Source organism: Streptomyces sp. NPDC057002, assembly GCF_042673825.1.
GTDB lineage: Bacteria > Actinomycetota > Actinomycetes > Streptomycetales > Streptomycetaceae > Streptomyces.
Window position 1 is genome coordinate 474,683 of sequence record NZ_JBHURZ010000006.1, and the last position, 18,450, is coordinate 493,132.

Here is an 18,450-nt window from a genome sequence, read left to right on the forward strand (position 1 = left end):
TGAGATCAGCCACCCGTTCGTAGCACGGCTGCGACAATCGGCCCGGCCGCGTCGCCGCCGTGACCGCCCTCCTCGGTCATGGCCGCCGCCGCGATGTCGCCCCGGAATCCGGTGAACCAGCTGTTGGACTTGGCGTTGCCGTCGACCTCGGCGGAACCGGTCTTGGCGCCGATGTCGCCGCCCAGTCCCCGCATGGCCTCCACGGCGGTGCCCTGCGTGGCGGTGAGCCGCATCATCTGCTTCAGCTGGGCGGCGGTGCCCGCCCGCAGGCCCTCGGCCCGCGCGAGCTCCCTGCCGTCCAGCTCCGGCGAGACGAGGTAGGGCTGGCGGAAGCCGCCGGTGATCGCCGTCGCGGTCACCGAGGCCATGTTCAGCGGGCTCATCTGGACCTGGCCCTGCCCGATCGCGCCGGCCGCCCGGTCCGGCCCGCCGACCGCGGGGACACTGCCGTCGAAGGAGACGATGCCGGTCTTCCAGTTGTCCTGCCCGAGCCCGAAGCGCCGCTCGGCCTCCTGCGTCAGCGAGGCGTCCGTGAGCGGCTTCTCGTCGATGAGCTTGATGAAGGCGGTGTTGCAGGACCGCATGAAGCTGTTGGCGAGTGTGGCGTCCTCGTCGGGCTTCATGCCGGTGAGGTTCTTGAAGGTCTGGCTCTGCCACACGGCGGTGTCCGGGCAGGGCGCCGGGCCGTTCATCGAGGTCACGCCGTTGTCGATGAGCATCGCCGCGGTGACGATCTTCATGGTGGAGCCGGGGGCCGCCTGCGCCTCGAAGGCCGCGTTGAAGCCGTCCGTACGGTTGTTGGCCACCGCCAGGACCTCGCCGGTGCTGGGCTTGACGGCCACCACCGACGACTGGGCGAACCGCTTGACCGCCTTCTCGGCCGCGGCCTGCGCGCCCGGACTGATCGTGGTGGTGAGCTTGCCCGGCTTGCCCTCGGCGAGGGTGAGCAGCGGGGTGTCGGCGACGCCCTCGCCGGCGTGCCGGACCACCAGCTCGATGCCGGGGGTGCCGCCGGCCTCCTTGCCGTACTTGGCGCGCAGGGCGTCCAGGACCGGGCCGAGGGAGGGGTACTTCTCCTTCGTCAGCTCGGTGCCGTCACGGCCGGTGGCCTCGATGGGCGGATTGGCCGACTTCTCGGTGACGAGCGTGTCGTCCTTCTTCAGCCCGGGGTGGACGACGGCGGGCCGCCAGTCGACCAGGGCCCGCCCGGTGGTGAGCCCGCGCACGACCTTCAGCTCGCTCTTGTAGCCGAGCGGCTCGGACTTCCCCTCGTAGGCCACCTTCGCCTTCACCGTGTACGGCACGGTGGTGCCGCGCGCCGTGCCGGGCGTGATCTTCACGTCGGTGATGTGCGCGTCGTCCCCGAAGGCGGTGAGCAGCCGCTCGGCGTCCGCGTCGTTGTTCGTGTACGACGCCGCCGTCGCGGCCTCGCCTTTCTCCCACGCCGCGAAGAACTTGGCGGTGGTCGCCTCGACCTCGTCCTTGCCGGGCGGCCCCGACTTCTTCTCCGCGGCCACCCCGCTCGTGCCCCCGTCGCCGGTCAGCGCGCTCACGATGTTGAAGGCGCCGTACCCGGCCCCGCCCACCATCACCGCGAACACGCCGCCTATGACAGCGACCTTGACCCCCTTGGCCATCAGGCCGTCCCCTCCCCGTCGAGCCCCCACACGCTCCTTTGAACGCGTTCAGAAAGCTCGGTCCCGGGGGCACTCTATGGGGAAGCGGTTACCACAGTGACAGGCGTTTTCGATTCTTGACCGAAACGTAGGTCAGACCCACGTATCCAGCCACATCCTGGCCCGCCAGTCGTCTATGGGGATGGCCGTGCCCGTGTACAGGGGCCAGAAGTAGATGAAGTTCCAGGCGATCAGCAGGACCAGGACGCCCGCGCCCGTGGCGCCCGCGACGCGGCGGGTGTCGGAGGAGCGGGGCGGGCCGATGATCGCGCCGAGGAGCATCGCCACCGCCAGGCACAGGAAGGGCAGGAAGACGACGGCGTAGAAGAAGAAGATCGTGCGCTCCTGGTACATGAACCAGGGCAGGTAGCCGGCCGCGATGCCGCAGGCGATGGCGCCCGCGCGCCAGTCGCGGCGGAACAGCCAGCGCCACAGGACGTAGAGGACCGCGAAGCAGGCGACCCACCACAGCAGCGGTGTGCCGAGGGCGAGCACCTCGCTGGCGCACTTGCCGCCCGCGTCGGCCGGGCAGCCTCCCTTGCCGGGCGCCGGGGACTCGTAGAAGTACGACACCGGGCGGCCGAGGACGAGCCAGCTCCACGGGTTGGACTGGTACGTGTGCGGCGAGGACAGGCCGACGTGGAACTCGTACACCTGGTGCTCGTAGTGCCACAGGCTGCGCAGCCAGTCGGGCAGGAAGGTCCAGCTGCCGCCCTTGCCGCTCGTCGCGGCCCAGTTGCGGTAGTAGCCGCCGGAGCCGTCGGTGGCGGAGAAGATCCAGCCGGTCCAGGCCAGGACGTAGGTGACGACGGCGACCGGGACCGTGGCGAGGAAGGCGAGGCCCGTGTCGCGCCTGAGGACCGCCGAGTACGGGTGCCGGGCGCCGGCCACCCGGCGCGAGGCGACGTCCCACAGGACCGCCATCAGGCAGAACGCGGCCAGGATGTAGAGGCCGTTCCACTTCGTGCCGATGGCCAGACCCAGCATCAGACCCGCCGCCCAGCGCCACGGGCGCCATCCCAGGCGGGTCGTTTCGGCTGTGTGCCGGTCGGGCCGGACCCGGCCGTCGGCATCCACCGGGAGCGCGGCGGCGAGCTTCTCGCGTGCCTTGTCGCGGTCGACGAGCAGACAGCCGAACGCGGCCAGCACGAAGAACATCAGTACGCCGTCGAGCAGCGCCGTGCGACTCATCACGAAGTGCAGGCCGTCCACCGCCATCAGCGCGCCCGCCAGACAGCCCAGGAAGGTGGAGCGGAACAGCCGGCGGCCGATCCGGCACAGCATCAGCACGGACAGCGTGCCGAGCAGCGCCGTCATGAAGCGCCAGCCGAAGGGGTCGAAGCCGAACAGCAGCTCGCCGATCCCGATGACGTACTTGCCGACCGGTGGGTGCACGACATACGCCGCGTCCGTCGGGATCGTGACGTGCCCGCCCGACAGGATCAGATCGTTGGCGTTCTTGTCCCAGTTGACCTCGAACCCGCGGTGGACCAGACCCCACGCGTCCTTGGCGTAGTACGTCTCGTCGAATATCACCGCCTTGGGGTTGCCCAGGTTCCAGAACCGCAGCACGCCCGCCAGCAGCGTGACGAGCAGCGGGCCGATCCAGGCCGACCAGCGCACCAGCCGTTCCGCCAGGGTGTGCGGGACGCCGAGCGCCGCCCACAGCCGCGGGCTCGGCTCGGTGTAGGGCGGCACCAGGCGGTCACGGACGTCGCGGGCGTCGCTTCTGGGCTGCCCCTGGTAGCCGAAGCGGCGCAGCCGCTGCTGCCAGGACGGCCGCTGCTCGAGCGGCGCCTGGCCCTGCCGGGTGTCCGTGGAGGACGCGGTACTGGTCACCGCGCCATCGTAGGGAACCGTTCTGTGTGAGTCCCGTGCATGGCCGGTATGCGTCCGCATCCTCCGCCCCTGGGAGGATGGTGAGGTGACTGGAATCCTCGTACTCGCAGGCACCCCCATCGGCGACATCGCGGACGCCCCGCCCCGGCTCGCCGACGAATTGGCCGGGGCCGATGTCGTCGCCGCCGAGGACACGCGGCGGCTGCGGCGGCTCACCCAGGCGCTGGGGGTCACGCCCAAGGGGCGGGTGGTGTCGTACTTCGAGGGCAACGAGACCGCGCGGACGCCCGAGCTGGTCGAGGAGCTGACGGGCGGGGCGCGGGTGCTGTTGGTCACGGACGCGGGGATGCCGTCGGTGTCGGACCCCGGGTACCGGCTGGTCGCGGCCGCCGTCGAGCAGGACATACGGGTCACCGCCGTGCCCGGGCCGTCCGCCGTGCTCACCGCGCTCGCGCTGTCGGGGCTGCCCGTCGACCGGTTCTGCTTCGAGGGGTTCCTGCCGCGCAAGGCGGGGGAGCGGCTGGGGCGGCTGCGGGAGGTGGCCGGGGAGCGGCGCACCCTCGTCTACTTCGAGGCTCCGCACCGGCTCGACGACACGCTGGCGGCGATGGCCGAGGTGTTCGGCGCGGAGCGGCGGGCCGCGGTGTGCCGGGAGCTGACCAAGACGTACGAGGAGGTCCGGCGGGGCGGACTGGGGGAGCTTGCCGAGTGGGCCGCGGACGGGGTGCGCGGGGAGATCACCGTGGTGGTGGAGGGGGCGCCGGCGCCAGGGGCAGAGGATGTCGGGCCCGAGGAACTGGTGCGGAGGGTCCGGGTGCGGGAGGAGGCGGGGGAGCGGCGCAAGGAGGCGATCGCCGCGGTGGCGGTGGAGGCGGGGGTGCCGAAGCGGATGGTGTTCGATGCTGTGGTGGCCGCGAAGAATGCCGGCTGACCGTCGCGTGTGGTTGCTCGCGCAGTTCCCCGCGCCCCTGACGGGGCGCTTCCCCAAGGGGGGCGTAAACACCCTCTGAGCAGGGCGCATGTCGTTTGAGCGTGCGCCCCATGTGAGGGCAAAGGTGATGGGGGTCTGGGGCAAGGCACGCCCAAATCGGCGCCAATAGTCGACAGGTCTGCTGCCTTCGGTCCGGCTGAGGAGTCCACTGGGTTGCGGGGACGGAATCGTCCTCACGCCACAGCGGACAACAGGAGCTGGCATGAGTGAGATCGCAGGGCAGACCGGGCTCCGCGCCGGTGCGACCGCAGTCGTCAACGAGTCGTACTCCTTCGCCTGCATGCGCTGCGGGCACGGCTGGGAGCAGTCGTACGAGATAGAGCACCACACGGACGCCGCCGGGCACGAGTTCGTCCTCTATGTGGCGGACGGCAAGGTCGTGCCCTCACCCCTGTCCAAGCCCACGTGCCAGAACTGCGACGGCCACGTCGTACGGATCATGCGGCCCGGGCGGGTCGAGTCGGCGCGCAACGCCGCGCGCAGGCCCCACCGCGTGCCGCAGCCCGGCGGGCCGGCGGAGGCCCCGGAGGCGGACGCCGAGGACGGTGGAGCGGACGGGCGGGTGGAGCCCGAGCACCACCACTGGCATCTGTCCGATCTGCTCCACCCCTTCCAGCGCAAGGCGAGCTGACCCGTCCGGCTTCCCTTGTCGACGCCCTCCCCGGTCCTCCCCCATCGGGGAGGGCGTGCCCCTTTCGTAGGATCGGGGCATGCCTTCGAACGACTCCGGCAAGCATGCCGCGCCCCCGCTCCCGGACCCCCTCCGGGTGCCGGTCGCCGACTCCCACACCCACCTGGACATGCAGTCCGGCACGGTCGAGGAGGCGCTGGCGAAGGCGGCCTCGGTCGGAGTGACGACGGTCGTGCAGGTCGGCTGCGACCTCAAGGGGTCGCGGTGGGCGGCCGACACGGCGGCCGCGTACGACGCCGTCCACGCGACCGTCGCCCTGCATCCGAACGAGGCCCCGCGCATCGTGCACGGCGACCCCGACGGCTGGTCCAGGCAGGGCGCGCGCGAGCCGGGCGGGCAGGCCGCACTGGACGACGCGCTCGCCGAGATCGACCGGCTGGCCGGGCTCGAGCAGGTCAAGGGCGTCGGTGAGACGGGCCTCGACTACTTCCGCACCGGGCCCGAGGGCAAGGAAGCGCAGGAGAGGTCCTTCCGCGCCCACATCGAGATCGCCAAGCGGCACGGCAAGGCCCTGGTCATCCACGACCGCGAGGCCCACGCCGACGTCCTGCGCGTGCTGAAGGAGGAGGGCGCCCCCGAGCGGACCGTCTTCCACTGCTACTCCGGCGACGCCGAGATGGCGGAGATCTGCGCGAGCGCCGGCTACTTCATGTCCTTCGCCGGCAACGTCACCTTCAAGAACGCCCAGAACCTGCGGGACGCGGTGGCGGTGGCCCCGCCGGAGCTGCTGCTGGTGGAGACGGACGCGCCCTTCCTCACACCGGCGCCGTACCGCGGGCGGCCGGGCGCCCCGTACCTCGTGCCGATCACGGTGCGGGCCATGGCCGAGGTGCGCGGCGTCGACGAGGACACGCTGGCCACGGCACTCGCGGCGAACACGGCACGCGCCTTCGGCTACTGACCCCGCCACCCGCCTCACCGCACGACTGTGCGTAGTCGCGTCGCTTTGGAGAGTGACGGCCGCTCCGCTAGGTTCTGGGGGCCCGATCCGGACCCCTCTGGACCCCCTCCGGCCCCTGGAGCGTGTCGGCGTGAGCAACTCGCAGTACGAGACGTACGAGACGTACCAGCGGTACGAGGCGTATGGCCCGGCCCACGCGGAGCCGGTGCCTGGTGGTTTCGACGGTGTCTACGAGGACACCTACCGGCCCGCCTACGAGGAGCCGCCGCCCCTGCCCGGACCGCCCCTGCCCGGACCGCCCCTGCCCGGACTGCCCCGGCAGGGCGCGCCGGAGACCGGATCCGAGGTCGAATCCGGGGCCGGATCGGAACCGGCGTCCGTCGTACGCCCGACACGCGCCGAAGCCCGCGCCGAAGCCCGCGCCGCGGCGCGCACCGGCTCACATCGAAGGTCCGCGCGCCGGCGCAAGCCGCGGTACGCCGAGCGCCCGGACGGCTCCATGCGACGGCTGCTCCCGCAGGCCCTGGTCGTCGCCTTCCTGGCGGGCGGCACCACGGCGTTCGTCGCCAAGGACAAGGCGATCGAGCTGAACGTCGACGGCAAGGCCCGCACGCTGCACACCTTCGCCGACGACGTCACCGAGCTGCTCTCGGAGGAGGGTGTCGAGGTCGGCGCCCACGACGTGGTGGCACCCGGGCCCGGCGCGCGGATCGCCAGCGGCGACGAGGTCGCCGTGCACTACGCCCGTCCCGTGCGGCTCACCCTCGACGGGCACCGGCGCGAGGTGTGGACGACGGCACACACGGTGGCGGGGGCGCTCAGAGAGCTGGGAGTACGGCAGGAGGGCGCGTACCTGTCCACCTCGCGCTCACGGCAGATCGGCCGTGAGGGGCTCGCGCTGGACGTGCGGACCGAGCGCACGGTCACGATCATGGCGGACGGCCGGGCCCGCACCGTCCGCACCAACGCGGCGACCGTGCGGGAGGCCGTGGACGAGGCCGGGATCACCCTGCGCGGCCAGGACACCACGTCCGTCCCGCAGGGGAGCTTCCCGCGCGACGGGCAGACCGTCACGGTGCTGCGGATCACCGGCGGCAAGGAGGTCCGCGAGGAGCCGATCCCCTTCCAGGTGCGGCGGAGCGAGGACCCGACCCTGTTCCAGGGCACGGAGGTCGTGGAGCGCGCCGGCGAGGCGGGCCTGCGCCGGGTCACGTACTCCCTGCGCACCGTCAACGGCGTCAAGCAGAAGCCGCGCCGGATCAGGGCCGAGGTGGTGCGCGAGCCGCGTCCGCAGGTGGTGAAGGTCGGCACGAAGCCGCGACCGACGTCCGTGCAGGGCGCCGACCACCTGAACTGGCAGGGACTCGCGGCCTGCGAGTCCGGCGGCCGCCCCGACGCGGTCGACTCCTCGGGCACGTACGGCGGCCTCTACCAGTTCGACACCCACACCTGGCAGTCCCTCGGCGGCAGCGGCCGCCCCCAGGACGCCCCGGCGGCGGAACAGACGTACCGCGCGAAGAAGCTGTACGTGCGGCGGGGCGCGAGTCCTTGGCCGCACTGCGGTGGGCGGCTGCACGGGTAGAGACGGCCGCCCGGCGTGGCCGCGTTCGAAGCCCCCGTACCCTTGTCCCCGTGACCAGCCCCGCCCCCGACGCACTCCTCGGCGCCGCCGACGTCCGCGAACTCGCGACCGCCCTCGGCGTACGCCCCACCAAGCAACGCGGCCAGAACTTCGTGATCGACGCGAACACCGTCCGCCGTATCGTCCGCACCGCACAGGTCCACCCCGACGACGTGGTCGTCGAGGTCGGCCCGGGGCTCGGGTCCCTCACCCTCGCACTGCTGGAGGCCGCCGACCGCGTCACCGCCGTCGAGATCGACGACGTGCTCGCCGCCGCGCTGCCCGCGACCATCACGGCCCGTATGCCGGAGCGCGCCGACCGGTTCGACCTCGTCCACTCCGACGCGATGCACGTCACGGAGCTGCCGGGCCCCGCCCCGACCGCGCTGGTCGCCAACCTGCCCTACAACGTGGCCGTCCCGGTGCTGCTGCACATGCTCGCCACCTTCCCGACCATCGACCGCACGCTCGTCATGGTCCAGTCGGAGGTCGCCGACCGCCTCGCCGCCGACCCCGGCTCGAAGGTGTACGGCGTGCCCTCCGTGAAGGCCAACTGGTACGCCGAGGTCAAGCGGGCGGGCGCCATCGGGCGGAACGTCTTCTGGCCCGCGCCCAACGTCGACAGCGGTCTGGTCTCCCTCGTCCGCAGGACCGAGCCGATCAGGACGACGGCCTCCAAGAAGGAGGTGTTCGCCGTCGTCGACGCGGCGTTCGCCCAGCGCCGCAAGACGCTGCGGGCCGCGCTCGCCGGCTGGGCCGGGTCCGCCGTGGCCGCAGAGGCGGCCCTCGTCGCCGCCGGGGTCTCCCCGCAGGCCCGGGGCGAGTCACTGACCGTGGAAGAGTTCGCGCGTATCGCCGAGCACAAGGCGAACCAGCACCAGGAGAAGGAGCCCGTGTGAGCGTCACGGTCCGCGTCCCCGCCAAGGTCAACGTCCAGCTGGCGGTGGGCGCCGCCCGCCCCGACGGCTTCCACGACCTGGCCAACGTCTTCCTCGCCGTCAGCCTCTACGACGAGGTCACCGTGACCCCGGCCGACGAGCTCCGCGTCACCTGTGAGGGCCCGGACGCCGACCTGGTCCCCCTGGACCGTACGAACCTGGCCGCGCGGGCGGCCGAGGCGCTCGCCGGGCGGTACGGCCGCAGCCCCGACGTCCACATCCACATCGCCAAGGACATCCCCGTCGCCGGCGGCATGGCGGGCGGCAGCGCGGACGGCGCCGCCGCGCTCGTGGCCTGCGACGCGCTGTGGGAGACGGGCGCCTCCCGTGACGAACTGCTCGAGATCTGCGCCGAACTGGGCAGTGACGTGCCGTTCAGCCTGGTCGGCGGCGCGGCCCTCGGCATCGGGCGGGGCGAGCAGCTGACGCCCCTGGAGGCCGGCGGCGCCTTCCACTGGGTGTTCGCCATGGCCGAGCGGGGCCTGTCCACCCCGGCCGTGTTCCGCGAGTTCGACCGGCTCGGCGAGGGCACGGACATCCCCGAACCCGTCGCCTCCCAGGAACTCCTCGCCGCCCTCGCCAAGGGCGACCCGGACGCGCTCGCCGCCGCCGTCTCCAACGACCTCCAGCCCGCCGCCCTGTCCCTCTACCCGGACCTCGCCGGCACCCTGGCCACCGGCCGCGCCGCGGGCGCCCTCGCCGCCCTGGTCTCCGGCTCCGGCCCGACCACGGCGTTCCTCGTCCGCGACCCGGAGTCGGCGGCCGCGGTGGCGCAGGCGCTGGTGTCCTCCGGCACGTGCCGGACCGTGCGGACGGCGTCGGGGCCGACGCCCGGGGCGACGGTCGCAGGGCTCTAGCCGGGCTTTAATCGCGTGCCCCGGCCGCCGGGGGCCGCTTAGGCTCCCCCGGTTGTCTGACAAAGGGGGGCACACGCGTGGAGAATCTCGTCGCGGCCGTACGACGTGGAGACGCGGACGAGGTCCGGGCCCTGCTGGAGTCCGGGGCCGACCCCGACACCCTCGACGGCACCGACGGCCTCCCGGTCCTCTGCCTGGCCGTGGCGGCGTACGACACACCCGTCGCCGAGGCGCTGCTCCAGGGCGGTGCCGACCCCCTGCGTCCGCTGCCCGACGGGAGCACCCCGCTGACGCGGGCCGTGGACGGCGGGGCACACCTCCTGACCCACGCGCTCGCCACCAGTCGGATTCCGCTCCCGGCACCGGCGCGCGCCGAACTGCTGGCCCGGGCCCGGCGCTGGTCGGAGGCGGGCGCCGATGCCGAACTGCGCCGTATCACCGGCCTCTGTGGGCCCGTCGAGCGGATCAGGGTCGTGGACGACGAGGTCGGCTGGTGGTGCGAGCAGCTCACACTCGGCCCCGTGACCGTGCGCGACGAGCACCGGGCGGTCCTCACGTCCATGGAGGCCCTCTACGGCATCCGCACGCCCTTCGACGAACTGGTGGACCGGGCCATCGCCCATCCGGACCGGGGCCACGTCGTCTGGTCGGACGTGGTGTTCACCCTCGGCCGCCGGCTGGACGAGGAGACCTGGCAGTGGACCCGGGACCTCCTCAACCACCCCGACCGGCTGCACCGCCTGCTCGCCGCGGAGATCCTGCTGTTCCTGATCCTCGGCGACTTCGTCAAGCAGAGCGACCCGTTCTGGGACCGGGGCAGGGAACTGGTGCCCTGGGCCGAACAGGAGGAGGACCCGGAGGTACTGGCCGCCCTCCTGAACGCGATGACCCACGACAGCGCCCCCGAGATCGAGGCCGTCGGGCTGCTGCACCTCAGCCACCCGGACCCGAGGGTGCGCGCCCTGGTGCCGGACACCCTGGAGCGCTCCGAGGACGGCCGCTCCCAGGTCACGCCCGAGAGCCTCATCACGGTGCTCACCCTGGCCGGCGACGAGGACCCCGGCGTGCGCGAGGCCGCCTGCCGCTGGCTCGGGCACCACCGGGGGAGCGAGCCCGAGGTGGGGGACGCGCTGGTCGCCCTCACCCATGACGAGCGGCAGCCGATCCGCATCTGCGCCGTGTCCGGGCTGGCGTACCGCGACGATCCGCGCTGCGTGGAGGCCGAGCACCGGATCGGCCCCCTCGATCCGGAGCTGCCGTTCGACGAGAGGCTGATGGACGTGTGGCGCTACCAGCGCCGCCGGGAAGCCGCGGACGGCGGCTGACCGCCCCGGCGGGAGCACCCCTGCGCGCGACTACCCTGGAAAGTCGTTCCATCCCCCTTGTCAGGAGAGTAATGGCCGTCAATCTGGTCAATGTCGAGAACGTCAGCAAGGTGTACGGCACCCGCGCCCTGCTCGACGGCGTCTCCCTCGGCGTCTCCGAAGGGGATCGCATCGGCGTCGTAGGCCGCAACGGCGACGGCAAGACCACCCTGATCCGGATGCTCGCCAAGCAGGAGCAGGCCGACACCGGGCGCGTCACGCACTCCGGCGGACTGCGCAGCGGCGTGCTCACGCAGCACGACTCCCTCGACCCCGAGGCGACCGTCCGCCACGAGGTCATCGGCGATATGGCCGACCACGAGTGGGCGGGCGACGCCAAGGTCAGGGACGTGCTGACCGGCCTGTTCGGCGGGCTCGACCTGCCGGGCTTCCCGGCGGGACTGGACACCGTCATCGGGCCGCTGTCCGGCGGTGAGCGGCGCCGTATCGCGCTCGCCAAGCTGCTCATCGAGGAGCAGGACCTGCTCGTCCTCGACGAGCCCACCAACCACCTCGACGTCGAGGGCATCTCCTGGCTGGCCCGGCACCTCCGGGTCCGCCGGTCCGCCCTCGTCTGCGTCACCCACGACCGCTGGTTCCTCGACCAGGTCTGCACCCGCATGTGGGACGTCCAGCGCGGAGCGGTCTACGAGTACGAGGGCGGCTACTCCGACTACGTCTTCGCCCGGGCCGAGCGCGAGCGCATCGCCGCCACCGAGGAGGTCAAGCGGCAGAACCTCGTCCGCAAGGAGCTGGCCTGGCTGCGGCGCGGGGCGCCCGCCCGTACGTCCAAGCCGCGCTTCCGGGTCGAGGCCGCCAACGAGCTCATCAAGGACGTACCGCCGCCCCGCGACAGCAGCGAGCTGATGAAGTTCGCGTCCACCCGGCTGGGCAAGACCGTGTTCGACCTGGAGGACGTCACCGTCCAGGCGGGCCCCAAGGTCCTCCTCAAGCACATCACCTGGCAGCTCGGGCCCGGCGACCGGATCGGTCTCGTCGGTGTCAACGGCGCCGGGAAGACCTCCCTGCTGCGGGCCATGGCCGAGGCGTCCCGGACCGACGGGGAGACCCAGCCCGTGGGCGGGCAGGTCAAGGTCGGCAAGACCGTCAAGCTCGCCTACCTGTCCCAGGAGGTCGCCGAACTCGAGCCGAGCACACGGGTGCTGGAGGCCGTGCAGCAGGTGCGCGAGCGGGTCGACCTCGGCAAGGGGCGCGAGATGACCGCCGGGCAGCTCTGCGAGACGTTCGGCTTCACCAAGGAGAAGCAGTGGACGCCGGTCGGCGACCTGTCCGGCGGTGAGCGCCGCAGGCTCCAGCTGCTGCGCCTGCTCATGGACGAGCCCAACGTCCTCTTCCTCGACGAGCCCACCAACGACCTCGACATCGAGACGCTGACGCAGCTCGAGGACGTGCTCGACGGCTGGCCCGGCTCGATGATCGTCATCTCCCACGACCGGTTCTTCATCGAGCGCACCACCGACCGGGTGTTCGCCCTGCTCGGCGACGGCGCGCTGCGGATGCTGCCGCGCGGCATCGACGAGTACCTGGAGCGGCGCCAGCGCATGGAGGAGGCCGCGGCCGCCTCGGCACCCGCCGCCGCGCAGCCGGGCGCCGCTCCGGAGAAGAGCGCCGCCGACCAGCGCGCCGCCAAGAAGGAACTCCAGAAGATCGAGCGGCAGCTGGACAAGGTCTCCGAGAAGGAAACCAAGCTTCACGCCCAAATCGCCGATAACGCCACGGACTTCGCGAAGGTTGCCGAATTGGACGCCGAACTGCGCGAGTTGGCCGGTCAGCGCGAGGAACTGGAGCTGCGCTGGCTGGAACTCGCCGAGGACGCGTGAAGGGTGCGTGAAGGCGCATAACGACGGCATCACGGGCCGGTCCTCCCTTGGGAACAGGGGGCGATACGGCCCGGTCCGTTGTGGGAACGGGGTGATAGAAAGAGCCGTCTTAGAACTTTATGAAACGACTCTGAGCCCATCGCGTACCTCAGGGCGTGGCTAAAAATCAGTGATCGAACGGGGGAGCCGCTGATGACTCAGCCGCCCAGTCAGCCACCGCACGGTGGCTTCGGAGCACCGCAGAACCAGCCGCCGCAGGGGGGTGGCTACGGGGCACCGCAGACCCCGCCACCGCCCCAGGGCCCGCCCCAGACACCGCCGCCCCCGCAGGGCCCGCCGCAGACGCCGCCGCCTCCGCAGCCGGGGTACGGCTATCCGCAGCAGCAGCCTCCGCAGCAGCCGGGCCCTTACGGCCAGCCGCAGCAGCCGGGGCCTTACGGTCAGCCGCAGCAGCCGGGTCCGTACAACTCCGGCCCCTACGGCCAGCCGCAGCAGCCGGGGCCGTACGGCCAGCCCGGCTACGGCTACCCGCCCCAGCCGCAGTACCCCGGTGCGCCCGGCACCCCGCCCGGGGGCGGTTCGGGCAACCCCTTCAAGGGCAAGCCGGCCCTGATCATCGGTGCCGCGGTCGCCGCGCTGCTCGTGGTCGGCGGCACGGTGTGGGCGGTCACCGGCGGGGACGGCGGCAAGGGCAAGAAGAAGCCGGTCGCCCAGCAGAGCGACGGCTCCAAGGGCGGCGCCTCCGACCCGGTCAACCCGGGTGACGGCCGCGGCGAGGGCGGCGAGGACCCGGAGAACCTCAACGAGGGCCGCCAGGCCGGCGAGGCCAAGGTCCTCTGGTACAAGGAGGCGCCCGACGCGCCCGGCTCCGGCGCCGACGCCCCCGGCATGTGGATCACCGACAAGTCCGCGGTGAAGGCGGCGTACAAGCAGCTCTTCGCCTACAACGTCGGCGACGGCCAGCCGGCCTGGGACACGATCACCTTCCCCCAGAAGATCTGCGCGACCACTCCGGAGAAGACGGCCGACGACAAGATCGTCGTCGCCTACATGAGCGGCAGCAGCGACCGCGCCAAGTGCAACCAGCTCCAGGAGATCGACCTCAACACCGGCGAGAAGGGCTGGAAGGAAGAGGTCGCCGACGGCGCCCTGTTCGACTCCACGCTCTCCGTCGAACTGTCCGTCACCGGCACCACGCTGATGGTGGGCCGCTCCCAGTCCGGCACGGCGTACGACGTCACCAACGGCGACAAGCTCTTCGACAAGAAGCGCTACGGCGACTCCTGCTTCCCCGCCGCGTTCGCTGGCGGCGAGAAGCTGATCGCCGTCTCCTCCTGTGGCGCCGGCGGCAACAACGAGCACGACGAGGTGCAGCAGCTCGACCCGCGCACCGGCAAGGTCCAGTGGACCCAGAAGTTCGACAAGGGCTGGCGGGTCGCGCGCGCCTACTCCGTGAGCCCGCTGGTCATCTACAGCACCAACGAGGAAAAGAAGTCCTGGAACATCTCGACCTTCACGTCCGGCGGCAAGTTCCGCTCGCAGGTCGGCTTCGACGAGGACTTCGCCCCCGAGTGCGGCTGGGCCATCCTCGAGCGTGACCTCCAGGGCTGCCAGGGCGTCGCCGTCGACGACACCACGCTCTACCTGCCCACCGAGGCGACCACCGGCGCCAACGAGATCGTCGCGGTCAACCTCGCCGACGGCAAGGAGAAGTGGCGCGTCAAGTCCCCGGTCGACGAATCGATGCTGCCGATGAGGGTCGAGGGCGGAAAGCTCATCGCCTATGTGCAGCCGTCGTACGACGCGGGCGGCCAGGTCGTGTCCATCCCGACCGGCGGCAGCGGCCACAAGCCGGTCAAGCTGCTGCAGAACCCGCAGGGCGCGGCGGACATCGAGGACGGTTTCTTCTCCAAGGACATCGACTGGGCCGGCGGGCGCTTCTACATCTCGACCACCCGGCTGAGCGGAAACGACGACACGAAGGAGAAGTTGATGCTGGCCTACGGCAAGTGACGCTTCTCCCCTCCTCTCTCCCCTCTCTGTCGTCTTCCCTCCCCATCCCCGAGGTGCTCACGTCATGACCCAGCCGCCGCCCCCGCCGCCCCAGCAGCCACCGTCCGGTGGAGGCTTCGGGCCGTCCCAGGGCCAGCCTCCGCAGCCGGGGTACGGCTATCCGCAGGCTCCCCAGACGCCGCCCCAGCCGCCGCAGGCTCCGCAAGCTCCGCAGGCTCCGCAAGCTCCGCAGGCTCCGCAGGGACCGCCTCCCGGTTACGGCTACCCCGGTCAGCCGCCGCAGGCGCCGCAGCCGCTGTACGGGCAGCCGGGACCGCCGGTGCAGCCGGGATACGGTCAGCCCGGTTACGGCTATCCGCAGGGGACCATGCCGCTCCAGCCGCAGCCCGGGCACCCGGGGCAGCCGGGACAGCCCGGCGGCGGCAAGAAGTTCAACGCGCAGCTGGCGATCATCGTCGCCGCGGTCGTGGCGATCGCCCTGATCATCGGCGGCGGCGTCTGGTACTCCTCGTCCAAGGACGACGGCAAGAAGGACGACACCGCCAGCTCCGGCGGCAGCACCGGCGGCACGGACGACGGCAACGGCGGCACCACCTCCGGCGGCAAGGAGAAGGCACCCTCCGACCCCGGCGCCAAGGTCCTCTTCCAGGTCCCGATGCCCGAGGTGAAGAACGACAGCACGGTCGTCGTCTCCGGCTCGTGGCTCACCGACACGACGTACGCCAAGAGCGGCATCGCCCAGATCGTCGGCTACGACCGCGACAAGGGCACCAAGCAGTGGACGATCCCGCTGGACGGCCCCGTCTGCCAGGCCAGCCGCCATGTCACCGAGGACAACCTGACGGCGATCCTCTACCAGCCCGCGATGCCGACCAAGGCCGACCCCTCGCACGGGTGCAGCCAGGTCGCCTTGATCGATCTCGACGCGGGCAAGAAGCTGTGGACGAAGACGGCCAAGACCGGTGACCAGCTGATCAGTTTCGACAACGTCACGGTCAGCGGCAAGACCGTCGCCGTCGGCAGCAGCAGCGGCGGCGCCGCGTTCGACATCTCCGGCAAGCCGCTGTGGAGCCCGAAGCCGAGCGACTCCTGCTACGACGCCGGGTACGGCGGCGGCGAGAAGCTGGTCGCGGTGCGCAAGTGCGGCTCGTACGAGCAGCGGCAGCTGCACATCCAGACCATCGACCCGAAGTCGGGGAAGGTGATCTCGGAGTACAAGATGGCCGAGGGCATCGAGTACGCCAGCGTCGTGTCGACCAACCCGCTCGTGGTGGCCGCCGACGTCGGCGACTCCGCGGGCGACGGCAGCGGCATCTCGGACTTCTTCTCCATCGACAACAAGACCGGCAAGCTGCGGACGCGCATCTCGGCGCCGGGCGAGCAGTTCGCGGCGCGCTGCGAGGGCATCACCCGCATCGAGTACTGCAACCAGCTGGCCGTCGGCAACGACCGGCTGTACATCCCGACCGAGGAGCACGACGGCAAGGGCGAGTACAGCCAGACCAACGAGATCGTCGCCTTCGACCTCGCCACCGGCAAGCAGACCGGGCAGCGGGCCGACGCGGGTGACGGCTACACGATCTCGCCGCTGCGCATGGACGGTGGCAACCTGATCGCGTACAAGCGGCCGCCGTACGACAAGGGCGGGCAGATCGTGAGCATCGACGGGGGCGGCTTCAAGCAGACGAAGCTGCTGGAGAACCCGGCGTCCGAGCAGGTGCGCGACGTGGAGACCAGCATGTCGCCGGACTACTCGGAGTTCCTGTACTCCGAGGGGCATCTGTACATGTCCAAGGTGTACGCGAGCAAGCGGTCCTCGACGGGTGACAAGGAGTATCTGGCGGTCGGGTTCGGTACAGGCTGATCGTCTGATGATCATCTGGTGATCGAGTGAGGTTGCCTTCGGTCCCGTCCCTGTTCAGGGGCGGGACCGTTCGCGTTTGGCTCAGTCAACCTCGAATGAGAGGAATTTCGGCGATCCGGGGCGATTCTCGCGGGTAGGGGAGCGCAACGTCGAACAAGCGTGTAGCTTCCGGGGGCATGAAGGCGGGGGAGCCGGGGGGCTTCCATTGGAGGGACCGGGGTGACTGGGGGGTTGCTCGATGGGAGTGCGGCTCATGGTGGTCGACGACCACCGATTGCTGGCCGAGGCGCTGGCGTCTGCGCTGAAGCTGCGGGGGCACCGGGTGCTGGCCGCGGCGGCGCCGGCCGCGGGGGCGGCGGAGCTGGTGATCACACGGGCGCCGGAGGTGTGCCTGCTGGGCACGGCCACGCCGGCGGAGCCGGGGATCTTCGATCCGGTGGTGCGGATCAAGCGGGAGCGGCCGCAGGTGGCGGTGCTGGTGCTGGGCCCGGTGCCGAGCCCTCGCGGTATCGCGGCGGCATTCGCGGCGGGGGCTGCCGGCTACGTCCGGCATGACGAGCGGATAGAGGGTGTCGAGCGGGCGATCATGAAGGCCCGGGCGGGCGAGGCGGCGGTGGCGCCGCAGCTGCTCCAGGGCGCGTTCAGCGAGTTGCTGAACCCTGCGGCCCAACCGGACGACGAGGGCCAGCGGTTGCTCCAGATGCTCACGCCGCGCGAGGTGGAGGTCCTGGTCCGTGTCGCGGACGGCGAGGACACCCGCCTGATCGCGGCGGGCATGGGCATCGCACCGTCGACCGCCCGCACGCACGTCCAGCGGGTCCTGATGAAACTGGGCGTGGGCTCCCGCCTGGAGGCGGCGGCACTGGCGGCACGGACGGGGTTGCTGGACCGGGCGGGGCCGGTGTCGCGGGAGCCGTGAGCGGCGGGCGGGGTGCCTGCGGCGGCCTGTGCGAGTGTGGTGGGGGTGCGCGTAGCGCCATCTCGCCGGGGGTGGGTCGGGGCCGCGCCGGGGGGTGTCCGTCCTCGGAACGTCGCGATGGGGTGCCACGCCGACTGACTGTGCGTTGACGCGACAACCGCTGCGGGCGGACACCCCCCGACACGGCCCCTTGCGTGAGCCGGCGGGTGCGGGCGCGTCCGGGCTCAGCGCCGTGAGGACCACCTGCGCTCACGCGCCGCGCTCAGCGGCCGCGGGGTGCTGGCTACGGGCCGTCAGCCCTGCCTAGCTGCGGGCCGCCGGTCCCGCTTAGCTGCGGGCATGCGTGCCGCTAAGGGCGGCACGGGTGGGCGGTGGGGGTCCCCCCGCTCGAGCGAAGCCGAGAGTGGGGGAGGCACCCCGTTCCGCCGGGTTGCGGGCCCGGCCGGTCCAGCACCGGCGCCGGGTGCCCTACAGCGTCCCAGGACCGGGCTTCAGCCCTCCGCCCCGGCAGCGGGCATGCGTGCGCTGGGGGAGGCACCTCGTTCGCCGGGCTGCGGGACCCACCCGGCCCCGGTACCGACGCCGTGCACCGGAGGCTACTCCACCCGCTCGTCCTCCTCCGGCTCACCCCCCGGAGGCGGCGGAGCCGCAGGCCTCAGCTTCAGCCAGGCCAGGAAGAACACACCGAGCAGCAACATGCCGAGCCCGGTCCACAGGTTGATGTTGACGCCCTCCGCCTTGTCGATGTCGGCGTCGGACGCCGTGAACCCCGTGATCGTCACGATGACGCCGTACACCACGAACAGCCCGCCGATGATGCGCCGGATGTCGAACAACCGCGCAGCCGTCGCCGACTTGCTCTGCAGCTCGGTGACTTCCCGCTGCACGTCCTTGTCGGAGTAGAACTCGGACATACGTCAATCCTCCCTCGGTCA

The 18,450-nt window shown here is 71.7% G+C and carries 14 protein-coding genes; 11 read left to right on the plus strand and 3 right to left on the minus strand.

Annotated elements, in window-relative coordinates; genetic code table 11:
- Positions 1–5: 5 nt before the first annotated feature.
- Positions 6–1,637: a penicillin-binding transpeptidase domain-containing protein gene (locus tag ACFT32_RS30420; RefSeq protein ID WP_382495653.1), complete on the minus strand. Its 1,632-nt coding sequence runs from the start codon at positions 1,635–1,637 to the stop codon at positions 6–8.
- Between the two features lie 132 nt (positions 1,638–1,769).
- Positions 1,770–3,515 carry a dolichyl-phosphate-mannose--protein mannosyltransferase gene (locus tag ACFT32_RS30425; RefSeq protein WP_382495655.1) on the minus strand — a complete coding sequence of 582 codons (1,746 nt, stop codon included), beginning with the start codon at positions 3,513–3,515 and terminating at the stop codon, positions 1,770–1,772.
- 85 nt (positions 3,516–3,600) lie between these two features.
- Between ACFT32_RS30425 and rsmI the strand changes: the two genes are divergently transcribed.
- The 11 genes from rsmI to ACFT32_RS30480 all read left to right on the plus strand — a co-directional run bounded on the left by rsmI (position 3,601) and on the right by ACFT32_RS30480 (position 17,515).
- Entirely contained in the window at positions 3,601–4,446 is an 846-nt protein-coding gene (gene rsmI, locus ACFT32_RS30430) for a 16S rRNA (cytidine(1402)-2'-O)-methyltransferase (protein ID WP_382495657.1), read from the plus strand.
- Positions 4,447–4,708: 262 nt separating this feature from the next.
- Positions 4,709–5,137, plus strand: a complete 429-nt coding sequence (locus ACFT32_RS30435; protein WP_382495659.1) for a hypothetical protein — start codon at positions 4,709–4,711, stop codon at positions 5,135–5,137.
- Positions 5,138–5,216: 79 nt separating this feature from the next.
- Positions 5,217–6,098: a TatD family hydrolase gene (locus ACFT32_RS30440; RefSeq protein WP_382495661.1), complete on the plus strand. Its 882-nt coding sequence runs from the start codon at positions 5,217–5,219 to the stop codon at positions 6,096–6,098.
- 130 nt (positions 6,099–6,228) lie between these two features.
- Positions 6,229–7,680: a ubiquitin-like domain-containing protein gene (locus ACFT32_RS30445; protein WP_382495663.1), complete on the plus strand. Its 1,452-nt coding sequence runs from the start codon at positions 6,229–6,231 to the stop codon at positions 7,678–7,680.
- A gap of 50 nt (positions 7,681–7,730) precedes the next feature.
- The gene (gene rsmA, locus ACFT32_RS30450) at positions 7,731–8,618 is read left to right on the plus strand and encodes a 16S rRNA (adenine(1518)-N(6)/adenine(1519)-N(6))-dimethyltransferase RsmA (RefSeq protein WP_382495665.1); all 888 of its coding nucleotides are present in this window, start codon (positions 7,731–7,733) and stop codon (positions 8,616–8,618) included.
- Positions 8,615–9,514 (plus strand): 4-(cytidine 5'-diphospho)-2-C-methyl-D-erythritol kinase, encoded by a 900-nt coding sequence (locus ACFT32_RS30455; protein ID WP_382495667.1) that lies wholly within the window; start codon positions 8,615–8,617, stop codon positions 9,512–9,514. Before rsmA ends, ACFT32_RS30455 begins: the two co-directional genes overlap by 4 nt.
- A gap of 77 nt (positions 9,515–9,591) precedes the next feature.
- Complete coding sequence (locus ACFT32_RS30460; RefSeq protein WP_382495669.1) at positions 9,592–10,839, plus strand: HEAT repeat domain-containing protein; 1,248 nt, start codon at positions 9,592–9,594, stop codon at positions 10,837–10,839.
- A gap of 71 nt (positions 10,840–10,910) precedes the next feature.
- Positions 10,911–12,719 carry an ABC-F family ATP-binding cassette domain-containing protein gene (locus ACFT32_RS30465; RefSeq protein ID WP_382495671.1) on the plus strand — a complete coding sequence of 603 codons (1,809 nt, stop codon included), beginning with the start codon at positions 10,911–10,913 and terminating at the stop codon, positions 12,717–12,719.
- A 192-nt stretch (positions 12,720–12,911) separates the two neighbouring features.
- Positions 12,912–14,732, plus strand: coding sequence for a PQQ-binding-like beta-propeller repeat protein (locus ACFT32_RS30470; RefSeq protein WP_382495673.1), 1,821 nt, complete (start codon positions 12,912–12,914; stop codon positions 14,730–14,732).
- Positions 14,733–14,796: 64 nt separating this feature from the next.
- On the plus strand, positions 14,797–16,596 hold the full coding sequence (locus ACFT32_RS30475) for a PQQ-binding-like beta-propeller repeat protein (protein ID WP_382495675.1): 1,800 nt from the start codon (positions 14,797–14,799) through the stop codon (positions 16,594–16,596).
- A 238-nt stretch (positions 16,597–16,834) separates the two neighbouring features.
- Positions 16,835–17,515 (plus strand): LuxR C-terminal-related transcriptional regulator, encoded by a 681-nt coding sequence (locus ACFT32_RS30480; protein ID WP_184598126.1) that lies wholly within the window; start codon positions 16,835–16,837, stop codon positions 17,513–17,515.
- Between the two features lie 596 nt (positions 17,516–18,111).
- Here the strand turns inward: ACFT32_RS30480 and ACFT32_RS30485 are convergent.
- The gene (locus ACFT32_RS30485) at positions 18,112–18,429 is read right to left on the minus strand and encodes a hypothetical protein (RefSeq protein ID WP_382495677.1); all 318 of its coding nucleotides are present in this window, start codon (positions 18,427–18,429) and stop codon (positions 18,112–18,114) included.
- Positions 18,430–18,450: the final 21 nt, after the last annotated feature.